Raw genomic sequence first — 24863 nt, 5'->3', positions numbered from 1 at the left:
CATGTTTTATCAGGATCCTTTTGACGTCATTATCATTGGCGGGGGTCACGCAGGCACTGAGGCCGCAATGGCCGCAGCGCGTATGGGTCAACAGACCCTGCTTTTGACACACAATATCGACACGCTGGGGCAGATGAGCTGCAACCCGGCGATTGGCGGCATTGGGAAAGGACACCTGGTAAAAGAAGTGGACGCGCTCGGCGGTCTGATGGCCAAAGCGATCGATCAGGCAGGCATTCAGTTTAGGATACTAAACGCCAGCAAAGGCCCCGCGGTGCGCGCCACTCGCGCCCAGGCTGACCGCGTGCTGTACCGTCAGGCGGTACGCACTGCGCTGGAGAACCAGCCGAACCTGATGATCTTCCAGCAGGCAGTGGAAGATCTGATTGTCGAAAACGATCGTGTCGTAGGTGCGGTCACCCAGATGGGCCTCAAATTCCGAGCCAAAGCGGTGGTACTGACCGTCGGGACCTTCCTTGACGGCAAAATCCATATTGGTCTGGATAACTACAGCGGCGGACGCGCCGGCGATCCGCCGTCGATCCCGCTGTCTCGTCGCCTGCGTGAACTGCCGCTGCGCGTCAGCCGGCTGAAAACCGGAACCCCGCCGCGCATTGACGCGCGCACCATCGATTTCAGCGTGCTGGCGCAACAGCATGGCGATAACCCAATGCCGGTCTTCTCGTTTATGGGATCTGCCGATCAGCATCCGCGCCAGGTGCCGTGCTATATCACCCACACTAACGAGAAAACCCATGACGTGATCCGCAATAACCTCGATCGCAGCCCCATGTACGCCGGGGTGATCGAAGGGATCGGTCCACGCTACTGCCCGTCGATCGAAGACAAAGTCATGCGCTTTGCCGATCGTAACCAACATCAGATCTTCCTCGAACCGGAAGGCCTGACCTCAAACGAAATTTATCCGAACGGCATCTCCACCAGCCTGCCGTTCGATGTGCAAATGCAAATCGTCCGCTCAATGCAGGGGATGGAGAATGCGCGGATCGTCCGTCCTGGCTACGCTATTGAGTACGATTTCTTCGACCCGCGCGATCTGAAGCCGACGCTCGAGAGCAAATTCATTCAGGGTCTGTTCTTCGCCGGTCAGATCAACGGCACCACCGGTTATGAAGAAGCTGCGGCTCAGGGTCTGCTGGCCGGTCTTAACGCTGCTCGTTTCTCGGCGGAAAAAGAGGGCTGGGCACCGCGTCGCGATCAGGCCTACCTCGGCGTGCTGGTGGATGACCTGTGTACTCTGGGTACCAAAGAACCGTACCGCATGTTTACCTCTCGTGCAGAATATCGTCTGATGCTGCGCGAAGACAACGCCGACCTGCGTCTGACTGAGCAGGGGCGTGAGCTGGGTCTGGTGGATGATGAACGCTGGGCGCGTTACAACGAGAAGCTGGAAAGCATTGAGCGTGAACGCCAGCGCCTGAAATCGACCTGGGTGAACCCTCAGGCTGAGAGCGCTAACGAAGTGAACGCTCACCTGACCGCGCCGCTGTCGCGCGAAGCCAGCGGTGAAGATCTGCTGCGTCGTCCGGAAATGACCTACGAGCAGCTGGTTCAGCTCTCGCCGTTCGCGCCGGGGCTGGAAGATCGGCAGGCGGCTGAGCAGGTTGAGATCCAGGTGAAGTATGAAGGCTATATCGCGCGCCAGCAGGATGAGATCGAGAAACAGCAGCGCAACGAGAATACCTTGTTACCGGCGACACTCGACTACCGTCAGGTCACCGGACTGTCTAATGAAGTGATCGCTAAACTAAACGACCATAAACCGTCGTCGATAGGGCAGGCGTCACGTATTTCCGGGATCACCCCGGCGGCGATCTCTATTTTGCTGGTTTGGTTGAAAAAGCAGGGGATGCTGCGTCGCAGCGCCTGATAGCGGCAGCCTGCCGCGCTGATTTCCCAGTTGCATAATCAGCGTTCGCCTTTATCATTCCTGGCCCGGTAAGCGTTAGCGCCTCCGGGCTCATTATTTTTTGAAGGTACTTACCGTGCTCAACAAACTTTCTCGTCTGCTGGATGAAGCGGGTATTTTGCTCACCGATCACCAGAAAAATCTGCTGGTGGCTTACGTCGGGCTGCTCGATAAGTGGAACAAAGCCTATAACCTGACCTCCGTTCGCGATCCAAATGAGATGCTGGTGCGTCATATCCTGGACAGCATCGTCGTCGCGCCTTATCTGCAGGGCTCGCGCTTTATCGATGTCGGTACGGGACCGGGGCTGCCTGGGATCCCGTTGGCTATCGTGCGCCCGGAGTCGCATTTCACCCTGCTGGACAGCCTTGGCAAACGCGTGCGCTTCCTGCGTCAGGTGCAGCATGAGCTGAAGCTGGATAACGTTACCCCGGTGCAGAGCCGCGTGGAAGCTTTCCCGGCTGAGCCGCCGTTTGATGGCGTGATAAGCCGCGCCTTCGCATCGCTTAATGATATGGTGAGCTGGTGCCATCATTTGCCGGCCGCGAACGGTCACTTCTATGCGCTCAAAGGGTTAGCGCAAAAAGACGAAATGGAAAACCTGCCGGAAGGGTATGCCATAGCCGAGGTCATTGAGCTACATGTTCCTCAGCTGGAAGGGGAGCGGCACCTGGTGGTGATTACGCCAAAATCGAGTTAATTTTTATCAAAAAATGTGGAAAAAATGTGGCCCGTGAATGTTACAAAAATAAAGGACACCTCCCGTTCTTATCGGGCTGCATTTAACCATGTTTTTACTATGGTTTTTCTTGCGGTTAACTTAGCGTAACTGATTCACTGACAAAATAGTCAACTTTGAAAATATCAGGGTGCTAAAAATCGACAACGATAAACAGCATAGCGATGTTAAATTTTTATTATAAATGTCAATAAAAGGTTTTTATTGTATGTGGGGTTGTTTTAGATAATGTCCTCACTTTTTATCTTGAATATCAAAAGCATGAAAAATAGTGTTTTATGTCCTTGATTCATTAAAGGGCGCTTGAAATGTTTATTATGTGATCTAATGCACGCTTTAATTGCCGTGTTTCCACGTTATTTGCAGTTTTGTATGACCGCTCACAGAACGCTGAAATGCGCGGAAAGTTGTCCGTTGGAAAATAATTAAACATTTATTCACTATTTTGCTACTTATTGTTTGAAATCACGGGGCGTCACCGTATAATTTGTCCGCTTTTTGATGCTTGACTCTTCGTCTTAAAGGACGTTTTATACGACACGCGACATACCTCAAAGGGAGCAGGAGTAAAAACGTGATGTCAGTGTCGCTCTTGAGTCGAAACGTTGCTCGCAAGCTTCTGTTTATTCAGTTACTGGCAGTAATGGCAAGTGGACTGCTGTTCAGCCTCAAAGACCCCTTCTGGGGCATTTCCGCGGTATGCGGCGGTTTGGCAGTGGTTTTGCCAAATCTGATGTTTATGATTTTTGCCTGGCGTCATCAGGCGCATACACCAGCAAAAGGCCGTGTGGCCTGGACCTTCGCCTTCGGTGAAGCCTTCAAGGTGTTGCTGACCTTCGCCCTCCTGGCGGTGGCGCTGGCCGTTTTAAAAGTGGTATTTTTGCCACTGATCGTGACGTGGGTTTTGGTGCTGGTGGTACAAGTTCTGGCGCCAGCTGTAATCAACAACAAAGGGTAAAAGGCATCATGGCTTCAGAAAATATGACGCCGCAGGAATACATAGGTCACCATCTGAACAACCTTCAGATTGACCTGCGTACTTTCTCGCTGGTGGATCCGCACAACCCCCCGGCCACCTTCTGGACGCTCAACATTGACTCCATGTTCTTCTCGGTGGTTCTCGGTCTGCTGTTCCTGGCCATGTTCCGTAGCGTTGCTAAGAAAGCGACCAGCGGCGTACCAGGGAAATTCCAGACCTTCATCGAAATGATCATCGGCTTCGTCCATGGTAGCGTCAAAGACATGTACCATGGCAAGAGCAAGGTTATCGCGCCGCTGGCGCTGACCGTGTTCGTCTGGGTCTTCCTGATGAACCTGATGGACCTGCTGCCAATCGACCTGCTTCCTTATATCGGCGAACACATTTTCGGCCTGCCTGCACTGCGCGTGGTTCCGTCTGCTGACGTGAACATCACCCTGTCGATGGCGCTTGGCGTGTTCATCCTGATTCTTTTCTACAGCATCAAAATGAAAGGCGTGGGTGGGTTCGTTAAAGAACTGACCATGCAGCCGTTCAATCACTGGGCGTTCATTCCTGTCAACTTAATCCTTGAAGGGGTAAGCCTGCTGTCCAAACCGGTCTCTCTCGGTCTGCGACTGTTCGGCAACATGTATGCCGGTGAGCTGATTTTCATTCTGATTGCTGGTCTGTTGCCGTGGTGGTCACAGTGGGTTCTGAATGTGCCTTGGGCCATTTTCCACATCCTGATTATTACGCTGCAAGCCTTCATCTTCATGGTTCTGACGATTGTCTATCTGTCGATGGCGTCTGAAGAGCATTGATTTTTACCAACACTACTACGTTTTAACTGAAACAAACTGGAGACTGTCATGGAAAACCTGAATATGGATCTGCTGTACATGGCTGCCGCTGTGATGATGGGTCTGGCGGCAATCGGTGCTGCGATCGGTATCGGCATCCTCGGAGGTAAATTCCTGGAAGGCGCAGCGCGTCAGCCGGATCTGATCCCTCTGCTGCGTACTCAGTTCTTTATCGTTATGGGTCTGGTGGATGCTATCCCGATGATCGCTGTAGGTCTGGGTCTGTACGTGATGTTCGCCGTCGCGTAGTAAGTTGTTAGAAACCTAAGCCACAGAGTTAATTAAAGAGGTATTGTGCTGTGAACATGAACGCAACAATCCTCGGCCAGGCCATCGCGTTTGTTATCTTCGTATGGTTCTGCATGAAGTACGTATGGCCGCCTTTAATGGCTGCCATCGAAAAACGCCAGAAAGAGATTTCTGACGGTTTAGCTTCTGCAGAACGCGCTAAGAAAGATTTGGACCTTGCACAGGCCAACGCGACCGACCAGCTGAAAAAAGCGAAAGCGGAAGCCCAGGTAATCATTGAGCAGGCGAACAAGCGCCGCTCTCAGATTCTGGACGAAGCTAAAGCTGAAGCAGAACAGGAACGCACCAAAATCGTTGCACAAGCGCAGGCTGAAATTGATGCTGAGCGTAAACGTGCACGCGAGGAGCTGCGTAAGCAGGTCGCTATCCTGGCTGTTGCTGGCGCCGAGAAGATCATCGAACGTTCCGTGGATGAAGCTGCTAACAGCGACATCGTGGATAAACTTGTCGCTGAACTGTAAGGAGGGAGGGGCTGATGTCTGAATTTGTAACGGTAGCTCGCCCCTACGCCAAAGCAGCTTTTGACTTTGCCGTCGAACACAACAGTGTTGAACGCTGGCAGGATATGCTGGCGTTTGCCGCCGAAGTGACCAAAAACGATCAAATGGCAGAGCTTCTCTCCGGTGCTTTGGCGCCGGAAACGCTCTCAGAAGCGTTTATCGCTATCTGCGGCGAGCAACTTGACGAAAACGGCCAGAACCTGATTAAGGTGATGGCGGAAAATAATCGTCTGAAGGTGCTCCCGGACGTTCTTGAGCAATTCATTCACCTGCGCGCGGCCAGTGAGGCCATCGCAGAGGTAGAAGTCATATCTGCCAACCAACTGAGTGATGAACAGCTTGCCAGGATCGTCAGCGCGATGGAAAAACGTCTGTCACGCAAAGTTAAGCTGAATTGCAAAATCGATAAGTCTGTTATGGCAGGTATTATCATCCGTGCGGGTGATATGGTCATTGATGGCAGCGTACGCGGCCGTCTTGATCGCCTTGCAGACGTCTTGCAGTCTTAAGGGGACTGGAGCATGCAACTGAATTCCACCGAAATCAGCGAACTGATCAAGCAGCGCATTGCTCAGTTCAATGTTGTGAGCGAAGCTCATAACGAAGGTACTATTGTTTCTGTAAGTGACGGTGTTATCCGCATCCACGGCCTTGCCGAATGTATGCAGGGTGAGATGATCTCCCTGCCGGGTAACCGTTACGCTATCGCACTGAACCTGGAGCGCGACTCCGTCGGTGCGGTGGTGATGGGTCCGTACGCTGACCTCGCCGAAGGCATGAAGGTGAAATGTACTGGCCGTATCCTGGAAGTTCCGGTTGGTCGTGGCCTGCTGGGCCGCGTGGTTAACACCCTGGGCGCGCCAATTGATGGTAAAGGTCCGCTGGAAAACGACGGTTTCTCCGCCGTTGAAGCGATCGCGCCGGGCGTAATCGAACGTCAGTCCGTCGATCAGCCGGTACAGACCGGTTATAAATCCGTTGACGCCATGATCCCAATCGGTCGTGGTCAGCGTGAACTGATCATCGGCGACCGTCAGACCGGTAAAACTGCGCTGGCTATCGATGCCATCATCAACCAGCGTGATTCCGGCATCAAGTGCGTCTATGTTGCTATCGGCCAGAAAGCGTCCACCATCTCTAACGTGGTGCGTAAACTGGAAGAGCACGGCGCGCTGGCTAACACCATCGTGGTGGTAGCGACTGCATCCGAATCTGCTGCACTGCAATACCTGGCGCCATACGCCGGTTGCGCAATGGGCGAATACTTCCGCGACCGCGGTGAAGATGCGCTGATCGTTTACGATGACCTGTCTAAACAGGCTGTTGCTTATCGTCAGATCTCCCTGCTGCTCCGTCGTCCGCCAGGACGTGAAGCGTTCCCGGGCGACGTATTCTACCTCCACTCTCGTCTGCTGGAGCGTGCTGCGCGTGTTAACGCCGAATACGTTGAAGCCTTCACCAAAGGTGAAGTGAAAGGGAAAACCGGTTCTCTGACCGCGCTGCCGATTATCGAAACCCAGGCGGGTGACGTTTCCGCGTTCGTTCCGACCAACGTAATCTCCATTACCGATGGTCAGATCTTCCTGGAAACCAACCTGTTCAACGCCGGTATTCGTCCTGCGGTTAACCCGGGTATCTCGGTATCCCGTGTGGGTGGTGCAGCGCAGACCAAGATCATGAAGAAACTGTCCGGTGGTATCCGTACCGCGCTGGCGCAGTATCGTGAACTGGCGGCGTTCTCCCAGTTTGCATCCGACCTTGACGATGCAACCCGCAAACAGCTGGACCACGGTCAGAAAGTGACCGAACTGCTGAAACAGAAACAGTATGCGCCGATGTCCGTCGCGCAGCAGTCTCTGGTTCTGTTCGCAGCAGAACGTGGTTATCTGGCTGATGTAGAACTGGCGAAAATCGGTAGCTTCGAAGCCGCACTGCTGGCTTACGTCGACCGTGATCACGCTCCGCTGATGCAAGAGATTAACCAGTCCGGTGGCTATAACGACGAAATCGAAGGCAAGCTGAAAGGCATCCTCGATTCCTTCAAAGCAACCCAGTCCTGGTAACGTCTGGCGGTCTGTCTTAGGGCAGGCCGCAAGGCATTGAGGAGAAGCTCATGGCCGGCGCAAAAGAGATACGTAGTAAGATCGCAAGCGTCCAGAACACGCAAAAGATCACTAAAGCGATGGAGATGGTCGCCGCTTCCAAAATGCGTAAATCGCAGGAGCGCATGGCGGCCAGCCGTCCTTACGCAGATACTATGCGCAAAGTGATTGGTCACCTTGCGAACGGTAATCTGGAATATAAGCACCCTTACCTGGAAGAACGCGACGTTAAGCGCGTGGGCTACCTGGTGGTGTCGACCGACCGTGGTTTGTGCGGCGGCTTGAACATTAACCTGTTCAAGAAACTGCTGGCGGAAATGAAAGCATGGTCCGATAAAGGCGTTCAGTGCGACCTCGCAATGATCGGCTCTAAGGGCGTCTCTTTCTTTAACTCCGTTGGCGGCAACGTTGTTGCACAGGTGACCGGTATGGGGGATAACCCATCCCTGTCCGAACTGATCGGCCCGGTAAAAGTGATGTTGCAGGCCTATGATGAAGGCCGTCTGGACAAGCTGTACGTTGTCAGCAACAAATTTATTAACACCATGTCTCAGGTTCCGACGATCACTCAGCTGCTGCCGTTACCGGCATCAGAAGACGCTGATCTGAAACGTAAATCCTGGGATTACCTGTATGAGCCCGATCCGAAAGCGCTGCTGGATACCCTCCTGCGCCGCTACGTCGAATCTCAGGTTTATCAGGGCGTGGTTGAAAACCTGGCCAGCGAGCAGGCCGCCCGTATGGTGGCGATGAAAGCCGCGACCGATAATGGCGGCAGCCTGATTAAAGAGCTGCAGTTGGTATACAACAAAGCTCGTCAGGCCAGCATTACTCAGGAACTCACCGAGATCGTCTCGGGGGCCGCCGCGGTTTAACCAGGTTATTTCGTAGAGGATTTAAGATGGCTACTGGAAAGATTGTCCAGGTAATCGGCGCCGTGGTCGACGTCGAGTTCCCTCAGGATGCCGTACCACGCGTGTACGAAGCCCTTGAGGTACAGAATGGTAATGAAGTTCTGGTGCTGGAAGTTCAGCAGCAGCTGGGCGGCGGTATCGTGCGTACCATCGCCATGGGTTCTTCCGATGGTCTGCGCCGCGGTCTGGATGTAAAAGACCTCGAGCACCCGATCGAAGTCCCGGTTGGTAAAGCTACGCTGGGTCGTATCATGAACGTACTGGGTCAACCGGTCGACATGAAAGGCGACATCGGCGAAGAAGAGCGTTGGGCTATCCACCGCGCAGCACCGTCCTATGAAGAGCTGTCCAGCTCTCAGGAACTGCTGGAAACCGGCATCAAAGTTATCGACCTGATGTGTCCGTTCGCGAAGGGCGGTAAAGTCGGTCTGTTCGGTGGTGCGGGTGTCGGTAAAACCGTAAACATGATGGAGCTGATCCGTAACATCGCGATCGAGCACTCCGGTTACTCCGTGTTTGCGGGCGTAGGTGAGCGTACTCGTGAGGGTAACGACTTCTACCACGAAATGACCGATTCCAACGTTATCGATAAAGTATCCCTGGTGTACGGCCAGATGAACGAGCCGCCGGGAAACCGTCTGCGCGTTGCGCTGACCGGCCTGACCATGGCTGAGAAATTCCGTGACGAAGGTCGTGACGTACTGCTGTTCGTCGATAACATCTATCGTTACACCCTGGCCGGTACGGAAGTATCCGCACTGCTGGGTCGTATGCCTTCAGCGGTAGGTTATCAGCCGACCCTGGCGGAAGAGATGGGCGTTCTGCAGGAACGTATCACCTCCACCAAAACCGGTTCTATCACCTCCGTACAGGCGGTATACGTACCGGCGGATGACTTAACTGACCCATCCCCAGCCACTACCTTTGCTCACTTAGATGCAACCGTAGTACTGAGCCGTCAGATCGCTTCCCTGGGTATCTACCCGGCTGTTGACCCGCTGGACTCCACCAGCCGTCAGCTGGATCCGCTGGTTGTTGGTCAGGAACACTACGACACCGCGCGTGGCGTGCAGTCCATCCTGCAGCGTTATCAGGAACTGAAAGACATCATCGCCATCCTCGGTATGGACGAACTGTCTGAAGAAGACAAACTGGTGGTAGCTCGCGCACGTAAGATCCAGCGCTTCCTGTCCCAGCCGTTCTTCGTGGCTGAAGTCTTTACCGGTTCTCCGGGCAAATACGTGGCGCTGAAAGACACCATCCGTGGCTTTAAAGGCATCATGGAAGGCGAATACGATCACCTGCCAGAGCAGGCGTTCTACATGGTCGGTTCCATCGACGAAGCCGTGGAAAAAGCCAAAAAACTTTAACGCCTTAATCGGAGGGTGATATGGCAATGACTTACCACCTGGACGTCGTCAGCGCAGAGCAACAAATGTTCTCTGGTCTGGTCGAAAAAATCCAGGTAACGGGTAGCGAAGGTGAACTGGGTATTTACCCGGGACACGCACCGCTGCTCACCGCCATTAAGCCTGGTATGATTCGCATCGTTAAACAGCACGGTCATGAAGAGTTTATCTATCTGTCCGGCGGCATTCTTGAAGTGCAGCCTGGCAGCGTGACCGTCCTGGCGGATACCGCAATTCGTGGTCAGGACCTCGACGAAGCGCGAGCGCTGGAAGCGAAACGCAAAGCGGAAGAGCACATTAAGAGCTCTCACGGCGATGTGGATTACGCTCAGGCGTCTGCGGAACTGGCCAAAGCGATCGCTAAACTGCGCGTTATCGAGTTGACCAAAAAAGCGATGTAACACCGGCTTGAACGTAAAAAGCCAGTCTGGTTTCCAGGCTGGCTTTTTTTATGCCCAGCTGCTGACGAGCGGATGAAGTGAAAACAGAATTCACCCTTAATTGTTATTGATTAGTTAAATGATGAAGCGTAGACTCTATTTTATGTGATGCATATCACATAAAATAGCGTTATCAAACTGCACCTGCGTCAGGAAATCATCATGAAACTGTTCCATAAAATCATCGCTAAATTTAGCGTCCTGAGCTTCTAAGCTCCGCGCTATCCCCCCGCTGACACGACGTATCGCCCATGAAAACGACAACACTGGCGATGTGAAACCGGGCAAAGAAGGTCACCTGACGGTGGCCTTTCGTTTTTTATCGCTACATCAATCACTTTGCCGCCCTCCCCCGCCAGCGACTGGCGACGATTATCCTGGTTCTTCCCGCTGTGGGTACTGAAAATCGCTTTCCGCAGCGGCTTTATTCAGGTGGCGAAAAAACAGCAAAAGCAGTGAGATAGTCAATGATTATCCTCCCTGCCCTCCTTTTTCAGCGTTAAACTGATTTGCAGTGGTTAAAAATAGCGTCATAAAATGGTGTATAGCAGTGAGCCTGGACGTTTTCTCCACGTCTCGTTTTATGATGAAAAATATGTAGAAATTTCAACGTGAAAGGCTTTTACTTTTCGTTCTAACTACCGTCAGGATGAGTATGTCAAATAGTGCGATGAGCGTGGTTATCCTTGCCGCAGGCAAAGGGACCCGCATGTATTCCGATCTTCCTAAGGTGCTGCATACCCTGGCCGGGAAGCCAATGGTGCAGCATGTCATTGATGCCGCTAACGATTTAGGCGCATGTGTGGTACACCTGGTGTATGGCCACGGTGGCGATCTGCTGCGTCAGACGCTGCATGAAGACAACCTGAACTGGGTGCTGCAGGCCGAGCAGCTTGGAACCGGGCACGCCATGCAGCAGGCGGCGCCGTTCTTCAATGATGATGAAGACATCCTGATGCTCTACGGCGATGTGCCGCTGATCTCCGTCGAGACGCTACAGCGCCTGCGCGCCGCGAAGCCGCAGGGCGGGATTGGTCTGCTGACCGTGAAGCTGGATGATCCAACCGGCTACGGCCGCATTACCCGTGAAAATGGCCAGGTGACGGGCATCGTTGAGCACAAAGATGCCAGCGAGGCGCAGCGCCAGATTCAGGAAATTAACACTGGGATCCTGATCGCCGGCGGAGCGGACCTCAAGCGCTGGCTGGCGAATCTCACCAATAACAACGCCCAGGGCGAATACTACATCACCGATATCATCGCCATGGCGCATCAGGAAGGTCGCGAGATCGTTGCCGTGCATCCCCAGCGCCTGAGCGAAGTCGAAGGCGTCAACAACCGCTTGCAGCTTGCGCGCCTGGAGCGCGTCTACCAGGCTGAGCAAGCGGAAAAGCTGCTGCTGGCGGGAGTGATGCTGCGCGATCCGGCGCGTTTCGATCTGCGCGGTACGCTGCAGCACGGGCGCGATGTAGAGATCGATACTAACGTTATTCTGGAAGGCAACGTGGTGTTGGGCGATCGTGTGAAAATCGGCGCCGGCTGCGTGATCAAAAACAGCACCATCGGCGATGATTGCGAAATCAGCCCCTACAGCGTGGTGGAAGATGCCCAGCTGCAGGCGGCCTGCACCATCGGCCCATTTGCCCGTCTGCGCCCGGGCGCCGAACTGCTGGAAGGCGCCCACGTTGGCAACTTCGTGGAAATGAAAAAAGCGCGTCTCGGCAAAGGCTCCAAGGCGGGTCATCTGACCTATCTGGGCGATGCGGAGATCGGTGATAACGTCAATATCGGCGCGGGCACCATCACCTGCAACTATGATGGCGCGAATAAACATAAAACGATTATTGGCGACGATGTCTTTGTCGGCTCGGACACCCAGCTGGTGGCCCCGGTTACGGTAGGCAACGGCGTCACTATCGCCGCCGGCACCACCGTCACACGCAATATCGCCGATAACGAACTGGTGTTGAGCCGCGTGCCGCAGGTCCATAAGCAGGGCTGGCAGCGTCCGGTGAAGAAAAAATGAACAGAATTGTCGCCGGGGGTGTACAACGCCCGGCGAACCAGGATGAGAGGGTCAACATAGATCCCCGTCCGCAGGCAGTACCATAACAATAACCCCACTCTCTACAAGGCTCGGGGCGCCCGGAAAACGGGCAAATACAGGTCAGCGACAACGCATGGCATATCGCCATTATCAGGAAATTTAACTATGTGTGGAATTGTTGGCGCAGTCGCGCAGCGTGATATTGCTGAAATCCTTCTCGAAGGTTTACGTCGTCTGGAATACCGTGGCTATGACTCTGCCGGTCTGGCGGTAGTCGACAGCGAAGGTCATATGACCCGCGTGCGTCGCCTGGGTAAGGTACAGATGCTGGCTCAGGCGGTCGAAGAGCAACCGTTACACGGTGGTACCGGGATCGCCCATACTCGCTGGGCGACGCACGGCGAACCGTCTGAGAGCAATGCGCATCCGCATGTTTCTGAACACATTGTGGTGGTCCATAACGGGATCATCGAAAACCACGAGCCGCTGCGCGCATTGCTGCAGTCTCGCGGCTATGTCTTCGTCACTGAGACCGATACCGAAGTTATCGCCCATCTGGTGCACTGGGAGCTGGAACAAGGTGGAACCTTGCGTGAAGCCGTGCTGCGCGCCATCCCGCAGCTGCGCGGCGCTTACGGCACCGTGATCATGGATACCCGCGACCCGGGTACCCTGCTGGCGGCCCGCTCCGGTAGCCCGCTGGTTATCGGTCTGGGCATGGGGGAAAACTTTATCGCCTCCGACCAGCTGGCGCTGCTGCCGGTTACCCGCCGCTTCATCTTCCTTGAAGAAGGCGACATTGCGGAAGTGACTCGTCGCTCGGTAGTGATTTTCGATAAATCCGCTGCGCAAGTGAAGCGCCAGGAGATCGAATCCAATCTGCAATATGATGCCGGCGATAAAGGTATCTATCGCCACTATATGCAGAAAGAGATTTTCGAACAGCCGAATGCGATTAAGAACACCCTGACCGGGCGAATCAGCCACGGCGAAGTCGATCTCAGCGAGCTGGGACCGAACGCCAATGAAATGCTGGCTCAGGTTGAACATATTCAGATTGTTGCCTGCGGGACCTCCTATAACTCCGGGATGGTTTCCCGCTACTGGTTCGAGGCGTTAGCCGGCGTGCCGTGCGATGTGGAAATCGCCTCCGAATTCCGCTATCGGAAGTCTGCGGTGCGTCGTAACAGCCTGATGATCACCCTTTCCCAGTCTGGTGAAACCGCCGATACCCTGGCGGCGCTGCGTTTGTCGAAAGAGCTGGGCTATCTCGGCTCGCTGGCCATCTGCAACGTGCCGGGCTCGTCGCTGGTGCGTGAATCCGATCTGGCGCTGATGACCAAAGCCGGAACGGAAATTGGTGTGGCCTCGACCAAGGCCTTTACCACTCAGCTGACGGTGCTGCTGATGCTGGTGGCGAAACTGGCGCGATTGAAAGGCCAGGATGCGTCCATTGAGCATGATATCGTCCACGGCCTGCAGGCGCTGCCGAACCGTATTGAGCAGATGCTCTCCCAGGACAAGCGTATTGAGCAGCTGGCAGAGCGTTTCTCTGATAAGCATCATGCGCTGTTCCTTGGCCGTGGCGATCAGTACCCGATCGCTATGGAAGGGGCGCTGAAGCTGAAAGAGATCTCCTATATTCACGCGGAAGCCTACGCGGCAGGCGAGCTTAAGCACGGCCCGCTGGCGCTGATTGATGCGGAAATGCCGGTGATCGTAGTGGCGCCGAACAATGAGCTGCTGGAAAAACTGAAATCCAACATCGAAGAGGTTCGCGCCCGCGGCGGTGAGCTGTACGTTTTCGCCGACGGTGACGCCGGCTTCAACGGCAGCGACAACATGCACATCATTGAGATGCCGCATGTCGAAGAGAGCATCGCGCCTATCTTCTACACCGTACCGCTGCAGCTGCTGGCTTATCACGTTGCGCTGATCAAAGGCACTGACGTTGATCAGCCGCGTAACCTGGCGAAATCGGTCACGGTTGAGTAACGTATTATCTCTTTTGCAAAGGGCTGCCGGCGGCGGCCCTTTTTTATTTTTACCTGCTGTTTTTCGCCGATCTTGTGCGCAATATCTGGGGAGGCGATAGATGACAAACGATCGTTTTGCTCTGCGATTTCGCTGTCATAAAAAGAAAATTATTCTGTCATTGTGTGGTCATGCTAGTAGATAACCATTTGAGTTATAAGCGTATTATTTGACGTGAAATCCCCCCTCCCGGCGTGTCATAAAACTGTCATAATTCGTACATTTTACTGTCACCTCTTTGACCTATTTTGCTCACCATAGCCTCGAAACAATGATTTACGAATCCCAGCAGGAGACATTATGAACGTTATGCGTACCACCGTCGCAACAGTTGTCGCCGCGACCTTATCGATGAGCGCTTTCTCTGCTTTCGCAGCAGCAAGCCTGACTGGCGCAGGTGCAACTTTTCCTGCGCCGGTGTATGCCAAATGGGCTGACACCTATCAGAAAGAAACTGGCAATAAAGTGAACTACCAGGGTATTGGTTCCTCTGGTGGCGTTAAACAGATTATTGCCAACACCGTGGATTTCGGTGCTTCTGATGCTCCGCTGGCTGATGACAAACTGACCCAGGAAGGCCTGTTCCAGTTCCCGACCGTGATTGGCGGCGTGGTGCTGGCGGTTAACCTGCCTGGCGTGAAATCCGGCGAGCTGGTGCTGGATGGCAAAACCCTCGGCGATATCTACCTGGGTAAAATTAAAAAATGGGATGACGAAGCGATCGCTAAGCTCAACCCGGGTCTGAAGCTGCCGTCGCAGAATATCGCCGTGGTTCGCCGCGCCGATGGTTCCGGTACCTCCTTCGTCTTCACCAGCTACCTGTCCAAAGTGAATGAAGAGTGGAAATCGAAAATCGGCGCAGGCTCTACCGTTAACTGGCCAACCGGTCTGGGCGGTAAAGGCAACGACGGTATCGCCGCTTTTGTTCAGCGTCTGCCGGGCTCGATTGGTTACGTCGAATACGCTTACGCCAAGCAAAACAACCTGGCGTACACCAAACTGGTCTCTGCCGACGGCAAGCCGGTTAGCCCGACTGAAGACAACTTCGCTAACGCCGCAAAAGGCGTTGACTGGAGCAAGTCTTTCGCTCAGGACCTGACTAACCAGAAAGGTGAAAACGCATGGCCGATCACCTCAACCACCTTCATCCTGGTGCATAAGGCGACGAACAAGCCTGAGCAGACCGCAGAAGTGCTGAAGTTCTTTGACTGGGCGTATAAAAACGGCGGGAAAGAAGCCAATGCGCTGGATTACGCGACGCTGCCGGAAAGCGTGGTAGAGCAGGTTCGTGCGGCATGGAAAACCAACGTCAAAGACAGCAGCGGTAAAGCGCTGTACTAACAGTAGATTTTTGACGAAGATGGCGGGGGCGTTCAGGCGCTGCCCGCCCTACGGTTCAGACTGTAGGCCCGGGAGCCAACGCCACCGGGCATTTATTCGAACAAGTTTTAATACGTAAAGAGTAATCTATGGCTGCAACCAAGCCTGCATTTACCCCTCCGGGGAAAAAGGGTGACATAATTTTCAGTGCGCTGGTAAAACTGGCTGCGCTGATTGTGCTATTGATGCTGGGCGGCATCATCGTTTCCCTGATCATCTCTTCCTGGCCGAGCATTCAAAAGTTTGGCTTTGCCTTTTTGTGGACCAAAGAGTGGGATGCGCCCAACGAAATCTTCGGCGCGCTGGTGCCGATCTACGGAACTCTGGTGACCTCCTTTATCGCGCTGCTGATCGCCGTCCCGGTGAGCTTCGGCATCGCGCTGTTTCTGACTGAACTGTCCCCCGCCTGGCTCAAGCGCCCATTGGGCATTGCGATTGAGCTGCTGGCGGCAATCCCGAGTATCGTGTACGGCATGTGGGGCTTGTTTATTTTCGCCCCGCTGTTTGCGACTTACTTTCAGGAGCCGGTGGGGAACGTCCTGTCGACCATCCCGTTCGTCGGCGCGCTGTTTGCCGGTCCGGCGTTTGGGATTGGCATTCTCGCCGCTGGCGTCATTCTGGCCATCATGATCATCCCTTATATCGCCGCGGTCATGCGCGATGTTTTCGAACAGACGCCGGTGATGATGAAAGAGTCGGCCTATGGCATCGGCTGCACCACCTGGGAAGTGATCTGGCGCATCGTTTTACCGTTCACCAAAAACGGGGTGATCGGCGGCGTGATGCTCGGTCTGGGCCGTGCGCTGGGTGAAACCATGGCGGTCACCTTTATCATCGGCAACACCTACCAGCTCGACAGCATATCGCTGTATATGCCGGGGAACAGCATTACCTCCGCGCTGGCCAACGAATTCGCCGAAGCGGAAACCGGCCTGCACGTGGCGGCGCTAATGGAGCTGGGCCTGATCCTGTTCGTTATCACCTTTATCGTTCTGGCGGCGTCGAAGTTTATGATTATGCGCCTCGCGAAGAATGAGGGGGCACGCTAATGGCGACCATTGAAATGCAAAGCACCGCCGAGCTGGCGGAGTCCCGCCGCAAGATGCAGGCCAAACGCCGCATGAAGAACCGTATCGCTCTGGCGCTGTCGATGGCCACCATGGCGTTTGGTTTGTTCTGGCTTATCTGGATCCTGATGGCGACGATAACCCGCGGCTTCGACGGCATGAGTCTGGCGCTGTTTACCGAAATGACGCCGCCGCCGAATACCGCGGGCGGTGGTCTGGCCAATGCCCTCGCCGGCAGCGGCCTGCTGATCCTGTGGGCAACCGTCTTTGGTACGCCGCTGGGTATCCTCGCCGGAATTTATTTGGCGGAGTATGGCCGCAAGTCGGTGCTGGCTGAAATTATCCGCTTTATCAACGATATTCTGCTTTCCGCGCCGTCTATCGTGGTCGGCCTGTTCGTCTACACCATCGTGGTGGCGCAGATGCAGCATTTCTCCGGCTGGGCGGGCGTTATCGCCCTGGCGCTGCTGCAGGTGCCTATCGTTATTCGTACCACCGAAAACATGCTGAAACTGGTGCCGGATAGCCTGCGTGAAGCGGCCTATGCGCTGGGGACGCCGAAGTGGAAGATGATCTCGGCGATCACCCTGAAAGCCTCCGTCTCAGGGATTATGACCGGGATCCTGCTGGCTATCGCCCGTATCGCTGGGGAAACGGCGCCCTTGCTGTTCACCGCGTTGTCTAACCAGTTCTGGAGCACCGACATGATGCAGCCGATTGCCAACCTGCCGGTGACCATTTTCAAATTTGCCATGAGTCCGTTTGCGGAGTGGCAGCAACTGGCATGGGCCGGGGTATTGATTATCACCCTGTGCGTCTTGCTGCTGAACATCCTGGCGCGCGTTATCTTCGCCAAGAAGAAACACGGTTAATTTTTTGCGGCGCAGCCACGGCTGCGCTGAATGAGGAAGAGATTGAGATGAGTATGGTGAATACAGCTCCGGGTAAGATTTCAGTTCGTAACCTGAACTTCTACTACGGCAAATTCCATGCCCTGAAGAACATCAACCTGGATATCACCAAAAACCAGGTAACGGCGTTTATCGGTCCGTCAGGCTGTGGTAAATCCACCCTGCTGCGCACGTTCAACAAAATGTTTGAACTGTATCCAGAGCAGCGTGCGGAAGGTGAGATCCTACTGGATGGCGACAATATTCTGACTAACACCCAGGATATCGCCCTGCTGCGCGCTAAGGTTGGCATGGTGTTCCAGAAGCCAACGCCGTTCCCGATGTCCATTTACGACAACATCGCTTTCGGGGTGCGCCTGTTTGAAAAACTGTCCCGTGCCGATATGGACGAGCGCGTGCAGTGGGCGCTGACCAAAGCCGCATTATGGAACGAAACCAAAGATAAACTGCACCAGAGCGGGTATTCTCTCTCCGGTGGTCAGCAGCAGCGTCTGTGTATTGCCCGCGGTATCGCGATCCGCCCGGAAGTGCTGCTGCTTGATGAGCCGTGCTCCGCGCTGGACCCGATCTCCACCGGGCGTATCGAAGAACTGATCACCGAGCTGAAACAGGACTACACCGTCGTTATCGTGACTCACAACATGCAGCAGGCTGCGCGTTGCTCCGACCATACGGCATTTATGTATCTTGGCGAGCTGATTGAGTTCAGCAATACGGATGATCTGTTCACCAAGCCCGCGAAGAAACAAACTGAAGATTATATTACTGGCCGCTACGGTTGATTTGCCCTTGTGCTTTCAGGCTCTCACCAGTTGGGCAATCAGGAGACACCATGGACAACCTAAATCTTAACAAACATATTTCCGGCCAGTTCAACGCTGAACTGGAGTATATCCGCACCCAGGTGATGACCATGGGGGGGCTGGTGGAGCAACAGCTTTCTGATGCGATCACCGCAATGCATAACCAGGACAGCGAACTGGCGAAACGCGTGATTGACGGCGACAAACAGGTCAACATGATGGAAGTGGCGATCGATGAAGCCTGCGTGCGCATCATCGCCAAGCGCCAGCCGACCGCCAGCGACCTGCGCCTGGTGATGGCGATCATCAAGACTATCGCTGAGCTGGAACGCATTGGCGATGTGGCGGATAAAATCTGCCGTACCGCGCTGGAGAAGTTTTCCCAGCAGCATCAGCCGCTGCTGGTGAGCCTTGAATCGCTGGGCCGCCATACGGTGCAGATGCTGCATGACGTGCTGGATGCCTTCGCGCGTATGGATCTCGACGAGGCGGTACGTATCTATCGCGAAGACAAGAAAGTCGACCAGGAATATGAAGGCATCGTACGTCAGCTGATGACCTACATGATGGAAGACTCGCGCACTATCCCCAGCGTCCTGACGGCGCTGTTCTGCGCGCGCTCCATCGAGCGTATCGGCGACCGCTGCCAGAATATCTGCGAATATATTTTCTACTTCGTCAAAGGCCAGGATTTCCGTCATGTGGGCGGCGATGAACTGGATAAATTGCTCGCTGGTAAAGATCCGAAAGAGTAATAATCATTTTGTCTAATTCTGATGAATGGATTTATCAGAATTAGATATGATTCCTCCACCGGCAGCGATATTGCTGAGATTATCGTCACAATTAACAGGCTGCCCGTTTGAGTTCTTCATTTTATCGCGTAATAATCAGCATCCACTGACTGAGCGCGCAAGCTCAGAATGTTTTAAACGGATTGTTACTGCGACAGCAGGCAAAACCTGATATTGCCCCCACGGCGGCGATATCAGGTTTTTTTATGCGTGCGAAGAATGACTTAATAAGGGTTGCTACCGCGATGCGCGGGCAAAACCTGAAGAGGATTATCTGTTAAGGCAGATCGTCTTCTTCGGTTTTTTTTGCTTTTTTCCAGGCGCAAAAATAACAGTCCCCGCGCCCTTAAGCGGTATGGATAAAGCTATTTGAACCCGCGCGATGCTTGTCGCTGTCGTTTTTATTAATGCCAATACTTATATAAGGGAATATTATGATGAGAAAAACCAGGATCGCTTCGGCGATAGCCTTGCTGGCGCCGCTTTGTTATTCAACCTCCCTGATCGCGAGCCAGCTGACGGTAGAGCAACGGCTTGAGTTGCTGGAAAAAGCGCTCAGCGATACGCAAAAAGAGCTCAAAAAATATCAAGACCAGGAGAGAAAAAGAGACCAGATTTGGGCCTCATGGTCTCCGCCTGCAGAGAGCCAGAAGCGCAACGTCGCGGCGGCAGCCGGACCGAAAGCAGCGGTGAAACCGGATGCGGTACTGGTCAAAAATCAACAATCTGCTACAGACAGTGCACCAGCCTACAGCGCGATGACGCTGAAAGATTTTAGCAGGTTCGTCAAAGATGAAATTGGCTTTAGCTATAACGGCTACTTCCGCTCGGGCTGGGGAACCGCCTCGCATGGCTCGCCAAAATCGTGGGCCATCGGCTCGCTTGGCCGTCTGGGCAATGAATATTCCGGCTGGTTCGATCTGCAGCTGAAGCAGCGGGTGTTTCAGGAAGGCGATAAACGCGTCGACGCCATCGTGATGCTCGACGGGAACGTTGGCCAGCAGTATTCCACTGGCTGGTTTGGCGACAATGCCGGCGGCGAAAACTACATCCAATTCTCGGATATGTACGTTAACACCAAAGGATTCCTGCCGTTTGCCCCGGAGGCCGATTTCTGGGTCGGCAAACACGGTGCGCCAAAAATCGAGATCCAGATGCTGGACTGGAAAACGCAGAGAACCGATGCGGCGGCTGGCGTGGGGCTGGAAAACTGGCAGGTTGGCGTCGGGAAATTCGATATCGCGCTGGTGCGGGAAGATGTTGATGACTACGATCGTTCCTTGAGCAATAAGCAGCAAATAAACACCAATACCCTTGATATCCGTTACAAAGAGATCCCGCTGTGGGATAAAGCCAGCCTGATGGTCAGCGGACGCTATGTCGCTGCCAACCAAAGTTCTTCTGAGAAATATAAAGAGGGCAATGAAGGCTATTATCCATGGAAAGATACCTGGATGGCCGGCACCTCGTTAACGCAAAAATTTGCTAACGGCGGCTTTAACGAATTCTCTTTCTTACTGGCGAATAACTCCATTGCCAGCAGCTTCTCGCGCTATGCCGGATCCAGCCCCTATACAACCTTTAACGGCCGCTATTATGGCGACCATACCAATGGCACCGCCGTGCGCTTAACCTCGCAAGGGGAAACCTATTTACGTGATGACATTATTATGGCGAATGCCATCGTTTACTCTTTTGGTAACGACGTTTACAGCTACGAGACCGGGGCTCACTCCGATTTTGAATCCATCCGTACGGTCCTGCGACCGGCTTATATCTGGAATAAATATAACCAGACCGGCGTCGAACTGGGGTACTTCAAGCAGCAAAACAAAGATGTTACCGGCAAAAAATATAACGAGTCCGGCTATAAGACCACGCTGTTCCATACCTTCAAAGTTAATACCAGTATGCTGACCTCGCGCCCGGAAATTCGCTTCTATGCCACCTATATTAAAGCGAAGGATATCGACCTGGATAAGGCCGCGAATAACACCACCAGCATTTTTGAAGACGGTAAAAACGATCAGTTTGCCGTAGGGGCGCAGGCGGAAATCTGGTGGTGAGACGATAACAGAACGGACACAACATAAGAGGAATAACGATGAAACGACATGCAATTTATTTCGCCCTGGCGCTGGCGGGCGCGGCGTTCACCATTCAGGCGGCACCGTTGCCCGCGGTGCCGGACCCCTCCCTGCCGGTGAGCCACTTTATCACTCAGGTTAACGCGGATAAAAGTATCACTTACCGCCTGTTTGCCCCTGATGCCCGGCGGGTTTCGGTAGTCACCGGCGCCACGCCGGACACCTTTGTCTCGCACGACATGACCAAGGCAGCGGACGGAGTCTGGACATGGAAAAGCGAGCCGATGAAGCCCAATCTCTATGAATACTATTTCGATGTGGATGGCTTCCGCTCGGTAGATACCGGCAGCCGCTATCAGAAGCCGCAGCGCCAGGTGAACACCAGTTTGATTCTGGTGCCGGGCAGTATTCTTGACGATCGGGCGGTCGCGCACGGCGATCTGCGCACCCTTACCTATCACTCAAAGGCACTGAACGCTGAACGTCGTCTCTATGTCTGGACGCCGCCGGGTTATAGCGGAACCGGCGATCCGCTGCCGGTGCTCTATTTCTATCATGGCTTTGGCGACAGCGGCCTGTCGGCCATCGATCAGGGGCGGATCCCGCAAATCATGGATAACCTGCTGGCGGAGGGCAAGATCAAGCCAATGCTGGTGGTGGTCCCGGATACCGAAACCGATATCCCGGAAGCCATCGCGGAAAACTTCCCGCCGCAGGAGCGACGCAAAACCTTCTATCCGCTGAATGCGCAGGCGGCTGATAACGAGCTGATGAACGATATCATTCCGCTGATTGATGCGCGTTTTAATGTGCGTAAAGACGCGGATGGCCGGGCGCTCGCCGGGCTGTCGCAGGGCGGCTATCAGGCGCTGGTCTCCGGAATGAATCATCTGGAGAGCTTTGGCTGGCTCGCCACGTTTAGCGGCGTCACAACCACCACGGTGCCGAATGCTGGTGTGGAAGCACAGCTGAAACATCCTGAAGCCATCAATAAACAGCTGCGTAACTTTACCGTGGTCGTTGGGGAAAAAGATTCCGTGACCGGCAAAGACATCGCGGGTCTGAAAAGCGAGCTGGAAAAACAGAAGATCAACTTTGACTATCACGCCTATCCCGGCCTGAACCATGAAATGGACGTCTGGCGCCCTGCCTACGCGGAGTTTGTGCAAAAACTGTTTAAATAGCCGGAGGGGGCGTTTAGCCCCCGTTTTCCGCGAGTGAAGAAAGACAAGATGAAAGTGCTTGTGTCCGAAGATAATGAGTTAAGCCGGTCGCCAGCCATCCTGTTCTGGGCGAGATCACAGCGCTACCGGGCTACCCTTGCTGCCAACCGTCGCCCGGCCGGGCGACGCCGGGGGCTAGCGAGTGATATCCCAACCGCGCGCTTTCCACAATGCCGGCAGCGCAGCCAGATCGGTAAAGGTTGTCACTTTGGGATGATCGATTGGCGGGTTGTGCGGATCGGCGCAGAAGTAGAACACCTCCATGCCGGCGGCTATTCCCGATTGTGCACCTGCACTGGAATCATCAACCAGAATGCAGTTCTCAACGTTAACGTTCATCGCCTTTGCGGCATGGAACATCAGCGCCGGATCGGGTTTCCAGCGCTGAATATCGTAGCCGCTGTACAACCGGTCAGCGAAATGGTGCAGCAGGCCGGTGCGGCCGAGAGAGTGTTGCATCTTACTGACCGGGCCATTGGAGACCACGCACATCGGGACGCTTACCGCATCCAGCAGCGCCTGGGCTCCAGCAATCACCTCCAGTTCGCTATCGAACAGGCGGGCGACTTCCGCACGGTAAATCGGCTCCAGGGTGGCCTTTTGCAGGTTAACGCCATGCTCGGCGTTGATGGTGTCGATTATTTCGTACAGCTTTACGCCTTTGAAGCGCTTAAAAATCTCTGCCAGCTCCAGCGTAATGCCAAATTCCTGGAACATGTGCACGTAGGCGCGGGAGCAAATTACCTCGCTGTCGACCAGCGTGCCGTCACAGTCAAAAAATACTGCTTCTGGTTGAGTCATAGCCATTCCATATTAACAAGTTTAACGTTTTCGTCATGTCCAATGCCGCGACGCAATCGTTGCCGTATAAGCAAAATAAATGAAAAAAATTACCATACAACCGCGCCTGGCGCTGTAATTTGGTATAGGATAGCGTCGAATTTTCCCTCCTTACGTTCGGAAACCGATAATGAGTCAACAACAAACCAGCCAGTCTTCTGGCCAGGGTCTGCTGGAGCGCGTATTTAAACTGCGCGAGCACGGCACCACGGTGCGCACGGAAGCCATCGCCGGTTTCACCACGTTCCTGACGATGGTGTATATCGTTTTTGTTAACCCACAAATTCTTGGCGTAGCGGGCATGGATACCAGCGCCGTGTTTGTGACCACCTGTCTGATTGCCGCTTTCGGCAGTATCATGATGGGGCTGTTCGCGAACCTGCCGGTTGCTCTGGCGCCGGCGATGGGCCTGAACGCCTTTTTCGCCTTTGTGGTGGTGCAGGCGATGGGCCTGCCATGGCAGGTCGGCATGGGCGCGATTTTCTGGGGCGCCGTCGGCCTGCTGCTGCTGACGATCTTCCGCGTACGCTACTGGATGATCGCCAATATTCCGCTGAGCCTGCGCGTGGGCATCACCAGCGGGATCGGCCTGTTTATCGGTATGATGGGCCTGAAGAACGCCGGGGTTATCGTCGCTAACCCGGAAACGCTGGTCAGCATTGGTCATCTGACTTCCCACAGCGTGCTGCTGGGCGTGCTGGGCTTCTTTATCATCGCGATTCTGGCGTCGCGCAACATTCATGCCGCGGTACTGGTCTCTATCGTGGTGACCACCCTGCTGGGCTGGATGCTGGGGGATGTGCACTACACCGGTATCGTCTCAGCGCCGCCGAGCGTGACTTCGGTGATCGGTCATGTCGATCTGGCGGGCTCCCTGAATCTGGGCCTGGCCGGGGTAATCTTCTCCTTTATGCTGGTCAACCTGTTTGACTCCTCCGGGACGCTGATCGGCGTGACGGATAAAGCGGGTCTGGCGGACGCCAACGGTAAATTCCCGCGCATGAAGCAGGCGCTGTTTGTCGATAGCGTCTCGTCGGTGGCAGGTTCCTTCATCGGCACCTCATCGGTAACAGCGTATATCGAATCCTCCTCCGGCGTTTCCGTAGGCGGGCGCACCGGCCTGACCGCCGTTGTCGTCGGTATCCTGTTCCTGCTGGTTATCTTCCTCTCTCCGCTGGCGGGGATGGTTCCGGCCTATGCGGCCGCCGGCGCGCTGATTTACGTCGGCGTGCTGATGACCTCCAGCCTGGCGCGCGTGAAGTGGGATGACCTGACGGAAGCGGTACCGGCGTTTATCACCGCGGTGATGATGCCGTTTAGCTTCTCGATCACTGAAGGTATCGCCCTGGGCTTTATCTCCTACTGCGTGATGAAGATCGGCACCGGCCGTCTGCGCGACCTCAGCCCTTGCGTAATTATCGTCTCGCTGCTGTTCGTGCTGAAGATTGTCTTTATTGATGCACATTAATCCGCACGCATGATGAAAAAGCCCGGCATCGCTGCCGGGCTTTTT

At 54.4% G+C, this 24863-nt stretch carries 22 protein-coding genes; 21 read left to right on the top strand and 1 reads right to left on the bottom strand.

The genetic code is table 11. The features are described from left to right. The first annotated feature begins 1 nt into the window (after window position 1). The 20 genes from mnmG (at window position 2) to GQR96_RS24680 (ending at window position 22471) form a co-directional block, all read left to right on the top strand. The gene (gene mnmG / locus GQR96_RS24775; protein ID WP_004202313.1) at window positions 2-1891 is read left to right on the top strand and encodes a tRNA uridine-5-carboxymethylaminomethyl(34) synthesis enzyme MnmG; all 1890 of its coding nucleotides are present in this window, start codon (window positions 2-4) and stop codon (window positions 1889-1891) included. 115 nt (window positions 1892-2006) lie between these two features. After that, window positions 2007-2630, top strand: a complete 624-nt coding sequence (rsmG, locus tag GQR96_RS24770) for a 16S rRNA (guanine(527)-N(7))-methyltransferase RsmG (RefSeq protein WP_065904176.1) — start codon at window positions 2007-2009, stop codon at window positions 2628-2630. Between the two features lie 616 nt (window positions 2631-3246). Continuing rightward, entirely contained in the window at window positions 3247-3627 is a 381-nt protein-coding gene (atpI, locus tag GQR96_RS24765; RefSeq protein WP_004202310.1) for a F0F1 ATP synthase subunit I, read from the top strand. 8 nt (window positions 3628-3635) lie between these two features. Then, window positions 3636-4451: a F0F1 ATP synthase subunit A gene (atpB, locus tag GQR96_RS24760; protein WP_004202309.1), complete on the top strand. Its 816-nt coding sequence runs from the start codon at window positions 3636-3638 to the stop codon at window positions 4449-4451. A 48-nt stretch (window positions 4452-4499) separates the two neighbouring features. Next, window positions 4500-4739: a F0F1 ATP synthase subunit C gene (gene atpE / locus GQR96_RS24755; RefSeq protein WP_000429386.1), complete on the top strand. Its 240-nt coding sequence runs from the start codon at window positions 4500-4502 to the stop codon at window positions 4737-4739. 50 nt (window positions 4740-4789) lie between these two features. Then, the gene (gene atpF, locus GQR96_RS24750) at window positions 4790-5260 is read left to right on the top strand and encodes a F0F1 ATP synthase subunit B (RefSeq protein WP_004107293.1); all 471 of its coding nucleotides are present in this window, start codon (window positions 4790-4792) and stop codon (window positions 5258-5260) included. A gap of 14 nt (window positions 5261-5274) precedes the next feature. Beyond that, window positions 5275-5808, top strand: a complete 534-nt coding sequence (atpH, locus tag GQR96_RS24745; RefSeq protein WP_004202307.1) for a F0F1 ATP synthase subunit delta — start codon at window positions 5275-5277, stop codon at window positions 5806-5808. A gap of 12 nt (window positions 5809-5820) precedes the next feature. Beyond that, a complete protein-coding gene (gene atpA, locus GQR96_RS24740; RefSeq protein WP_004144995.1) occupies window positions 5821-7362 on the top strand; it encodes a F0F1 ATP synthase subunit alpha in 1542 nt (513 codons plus the stop codon). A 50-nt stretch (window positions 7363-7412) separates the two neighbouring features. Further along, entirely contained in the window at window positions 7413-8276 is an 864-nt protein-coding gene (gene atpG, locus GQR96_RS24735) for a F0F1 ATP synthase subunit gamma (protein WP_004144996.1), read from the top strand. Between the two features lie 26 nt (window positions 8277-8302). Continuing rightward, the gene (gene atpD / locus GQR96_RS24730) at window positions 8303-9685 is read left to right on the top strand and encodes a F0F1 ATP synthase subunit beta (RefSeq protein ID WP_004144997.1); all 1383 of its coding nucleotides are present in this window, start codon (window positions 8303-8305) and stop codon (window positions 9683-9685) included. 20 nt (window positions 9686-9705) lie between these two features. After that, a complete protein-coding gene (locus GQR96_RS24725; protein ID WP_001251971.1) occupies window positions 9706-10125 on the top strand; it encodes a F0F1 ATP synthase subunit epsilon in 420 nt (139 codons plus the stop codon). Between the two features lie 694 nt (window positions 10126-10819). Then, window positions 10820-12190, top strand: a complete 1371-nt coding sequence (gene glmU, locus GQR96_RS24720) for a bifunctional UDP-N-acetylglucosamine diphosphorylase/glucosamine-1-phosphate N-acetyltransferase GlmU (protein ID WP_065878508.1) — start codon at window positions 10820-10822, stop codon at window positions 12188-12190. Between the two features lie 186 nt (window positions 12191-12376). Further along, window positions 12377-14206 (top strand): glutamine--fructose-6-phosphate transaminase (isomerizing), encoded by a 1830-nt coding sequence (glmS, locus tag GQR96_RS24715; RefSeq protein ID WP_032456774.1) that lies wholly within the window; start codon window positions 12377-12379, stop codon window positions 14204-14206. A 339-nt stretch (window positions 14207-14545) separates the two neighbouring features. Next, the gene (gene pstS / locus GQR96_RS24710; RefSeq protein WP_004150308.1) at window positions 14546-15586 is read left to right on the top strand and encodes a phosphate ABC transporter substrate-binding protein PstS; all 1041 of its coding nucleotides are present in this window, start codon (window positions 14546-14548) and stop codon (window positions 15584-15586) included. A 128-nt stretch (window positions 15587-15714) separates the two neighbouring features. Beyond that, window positions 15715-16674, top strand: a complete 960-nt coding sequence (gene pstC / locus GQR96_RS24705; protein ID WP_004202302.1) for a phosphate ABC transporter permease PstC — start codon at window positions 15715-15717, stop codon at window positions 16672-16674. Then, on the top strand, window positions 16674-17564 hold the full coding sequence (pstA, locus tag GQR96_RS24700; protein WP_004202301.1) for a phosphate ABC transporter permease PstA: 891 nt from the start codon (window positions 16674-16676) through the stop codon (window positions 17562-17564). Before pstC ends, pstA begins: the two co-directional genes overlap by 1 nt. Window positions 17565-17611: 47 nt before the next feature. Beyond that, complete coding sequence (gene pstB / locus GQR96_RS24695; RefSeq protein WP_004145006.1) at window positions 17612-18385, top strand: phosphate ABC transporter ATP-binding protein PstB; 774 nt, start codon at window positions 17612-17614, stop codon at window positions 18383-18385. A 50-nt stretch (window positions 18386-18435) separates the two neighbouring features. Further along, complete coding sequence (gene phoU / locus GQR96_RS24690) at window positions 18436-19161, top strand: phosphate signaling complex protein PhoU (protein WP_004107251.1); 726 nt, start codon at window positions 18436-18438, stop codon at window positions 19159-19161. Between the two features lie 473 nt (window positions 19162-19634). Continuing rightward, window positions 19635-21266 (top strand): carbohydrate porin, encoded by a 1632-nt coding sequence (locus GQR96_RS24685; protein WP_065878506.1) that lies wholly within the window; start codon window positions 19635-19637, stop codon window positions 21264-21266. Window positions 21267-21304: 38 nt separating this feature from the next. Further along, a complete protein-coding gene (locus GQR96_RS24680; RefSeq protein ID WP_065878504.1) occupies window positions 21305-22471 on the top strand; it encodes an alpha/beta hydrolase-fold protein in 1167 nt (388 codons plus the stop codon). 174 nt (window positions 22472-22645) lie between these two features. Here GQR96_RS24680 and yieH read toward each other — a convergent pair whose 3' ends face one another. Next, window positions 22646-23311 carry a 6-phosphogluconate phosphatase gene (gene yieH, locus GQR96_RS24675; RefSeq protein ID WP_004202295.1) on the bottom strand — a complete coding sequence of 222 codons (666 nt, stop codon included), beginning with the start codon at window positions 23309-23311 and terminating at the stop codon, window positions 22646-22648. A 169-nt stretch (window positions 23312-23480) separates the two neighbouring features. Between yieH and GQR96_RS24670 the strand changes: the two genes are divergently transcribed. Next, window positions 23481-24818, top strand: coding sequence for an NCS2 family permease (locus tag GQR96_RS24670; RefSeq protein ID WP_004202294.1), 1338 nt, complete (start codon window positions 23481-23483; stop codon window positions 24816-24818). The last annotated feature ends 45 nt before the right edge of the window (window positions 24819-24863 follow it).

Origin of the sequence: Klebsiella sp. PCX (genome assembly GCF_021869705.1) — a bacterium.
Lineage (GTDB): Bacteria > Pseudomonadota > Gammaproteobacteria > Enterobacterales > Enterobacteriaceae > Klebsiella > Klebsiella quasipneumoniae.
The sequence above is the reverse complement of the archived record's forward strand: the minus strand, read 5'-3'. Positions and strand labels throughout refer to the sequence as shown.

Bases quoted from the DNA above. Each gene is read 5' to 3' on its own strand.
- mnmG (WP_004202313.1), top strand. From the start codon at position 2: ATGTTTTATCAGGATCCTTTTGACGTCATTATCATTGGCGGGGGTCAC.
- atpI (WP_004202310.1), top strand. From the start codon at position 3,247: ATGTCAGTGTCGCTCTTGAGTCGAAACGTTGCTCGCAAGCTTCTGTTT.
- atpB (WP_004202309.1), top strand. From the start codon at position 3,636: ATGGCTTCAGAAAATATGACGCCGCAGGAATACATAGGTCACCATCTG.
- atpE (WP_000429386.1), top strand. From the start codon at position 4,500: ATGGAAAACCTGAATATGGATCTGCTGTACATGGCTGCCGCTGTGATG.
- atpH (WP_004202307.1), top strand. From the start codon at position 5,275: ATGTCTGAATTTGTAACGGTAGCTCGCCCCTACGCCAAAGCAGCTTTT.
- atpA (WP_004144995.1), top strand. From the start codon at position 5,821: ATGCAACTGAATTCCACCGAAATCAGCGAACTGATCAAGCAGCGCATT.
- atpG (WP_004144996.1), top strand. From the start codon at position 7,413: ATGGCCGGCGCAAAAGAGATACGTAGTAAGATCGCAAGCGTCCAGAAC.
- atpD (WP_004144997.1), top strand. From the start codon at position 8,303: ATGGCTACTGGAAAGATTGTCCAGGTAATCGGCGCCGTGGTCGACGTC.
- GQR96_RS24725 (WP_001251971.1), top strand. From the start codon at position 9,706: ATGGCAATGACTTACCACCTGGACGTCGTCAGCGCAGAGCAACAAATG.
- glmU (WP_065878508.1), top strand. From the start codon at position 10,820: ATGTCAAATAGTGCGATGAGCGTGGTTATCCTTGCCGCAGGCAAAGGG.
- glmS (WP_032456774.1), top strand. From the start codon at position 12,377: ATGTGTGGAATTGTTGGCGCAGTCGCGCAGCGTGATATTGCTGAAATC.
- pstS (WP_004150308.1), top strand. From the start codon at position 14,546: ATGAACGTTATGCGTACCACCGTCGCAACAGTTGTCGCCGCGACCTTA.
- pstC (WP_004202302.1), top strand. From the start codon at position 15,715: ATGGCTGCAACCAAGCCTGCATTTACCCCTCCGGGGAAAAAGGGTGAC.
- pstA (WP_004202301.1), top strand. From the start codon at position 16,674: ATGGCGACCATTGAAATGCAAAGCACCGCCGAGCTGGCGGAGTCCCGC.
- pstB (WP_004145006.1), top strand. From the start codon at position 17,612: ATGAGTATGGTGAATACAGCTCCGGGTAAGATTTCAGTTCGTAACCTG.
- phoU (WP_004107251.1), top strand. From the start codon at position 18,436: ATGGACAACCTAAATCTTAACAAACATATTTCCGGCCAGTTCAACGCT.
- GQR96_RS24685 (WP_065878506.1), top strand. From the start codon at position 19,635: ATGATGAGAAAAACCAGGATCGCTTCGGCGATAGCCTTGCTGGCGCCG.
- GQR96_RS24680 (WP_065878504.1), top strand. From the start codon at position 21,305: ATGAAACGACATGCAATTTATTTCGCCCTGGCGCTGGCGGGCGCGGCG.
- yieH (WP_004202295.1), bottom strand. From the start codon at position 23,311: ATGACTCAACCAGAAGCAGTATTTTTTGACTGTGACGGCACGCTGGTC.
- GQR96_RS24670 (WP_004202294.1), top strand. From the start codon at position 23,481: ATGAGTCAACAACAAACCAGCCAGTCTTCTGGCCAGGGTCTGCTGGAG.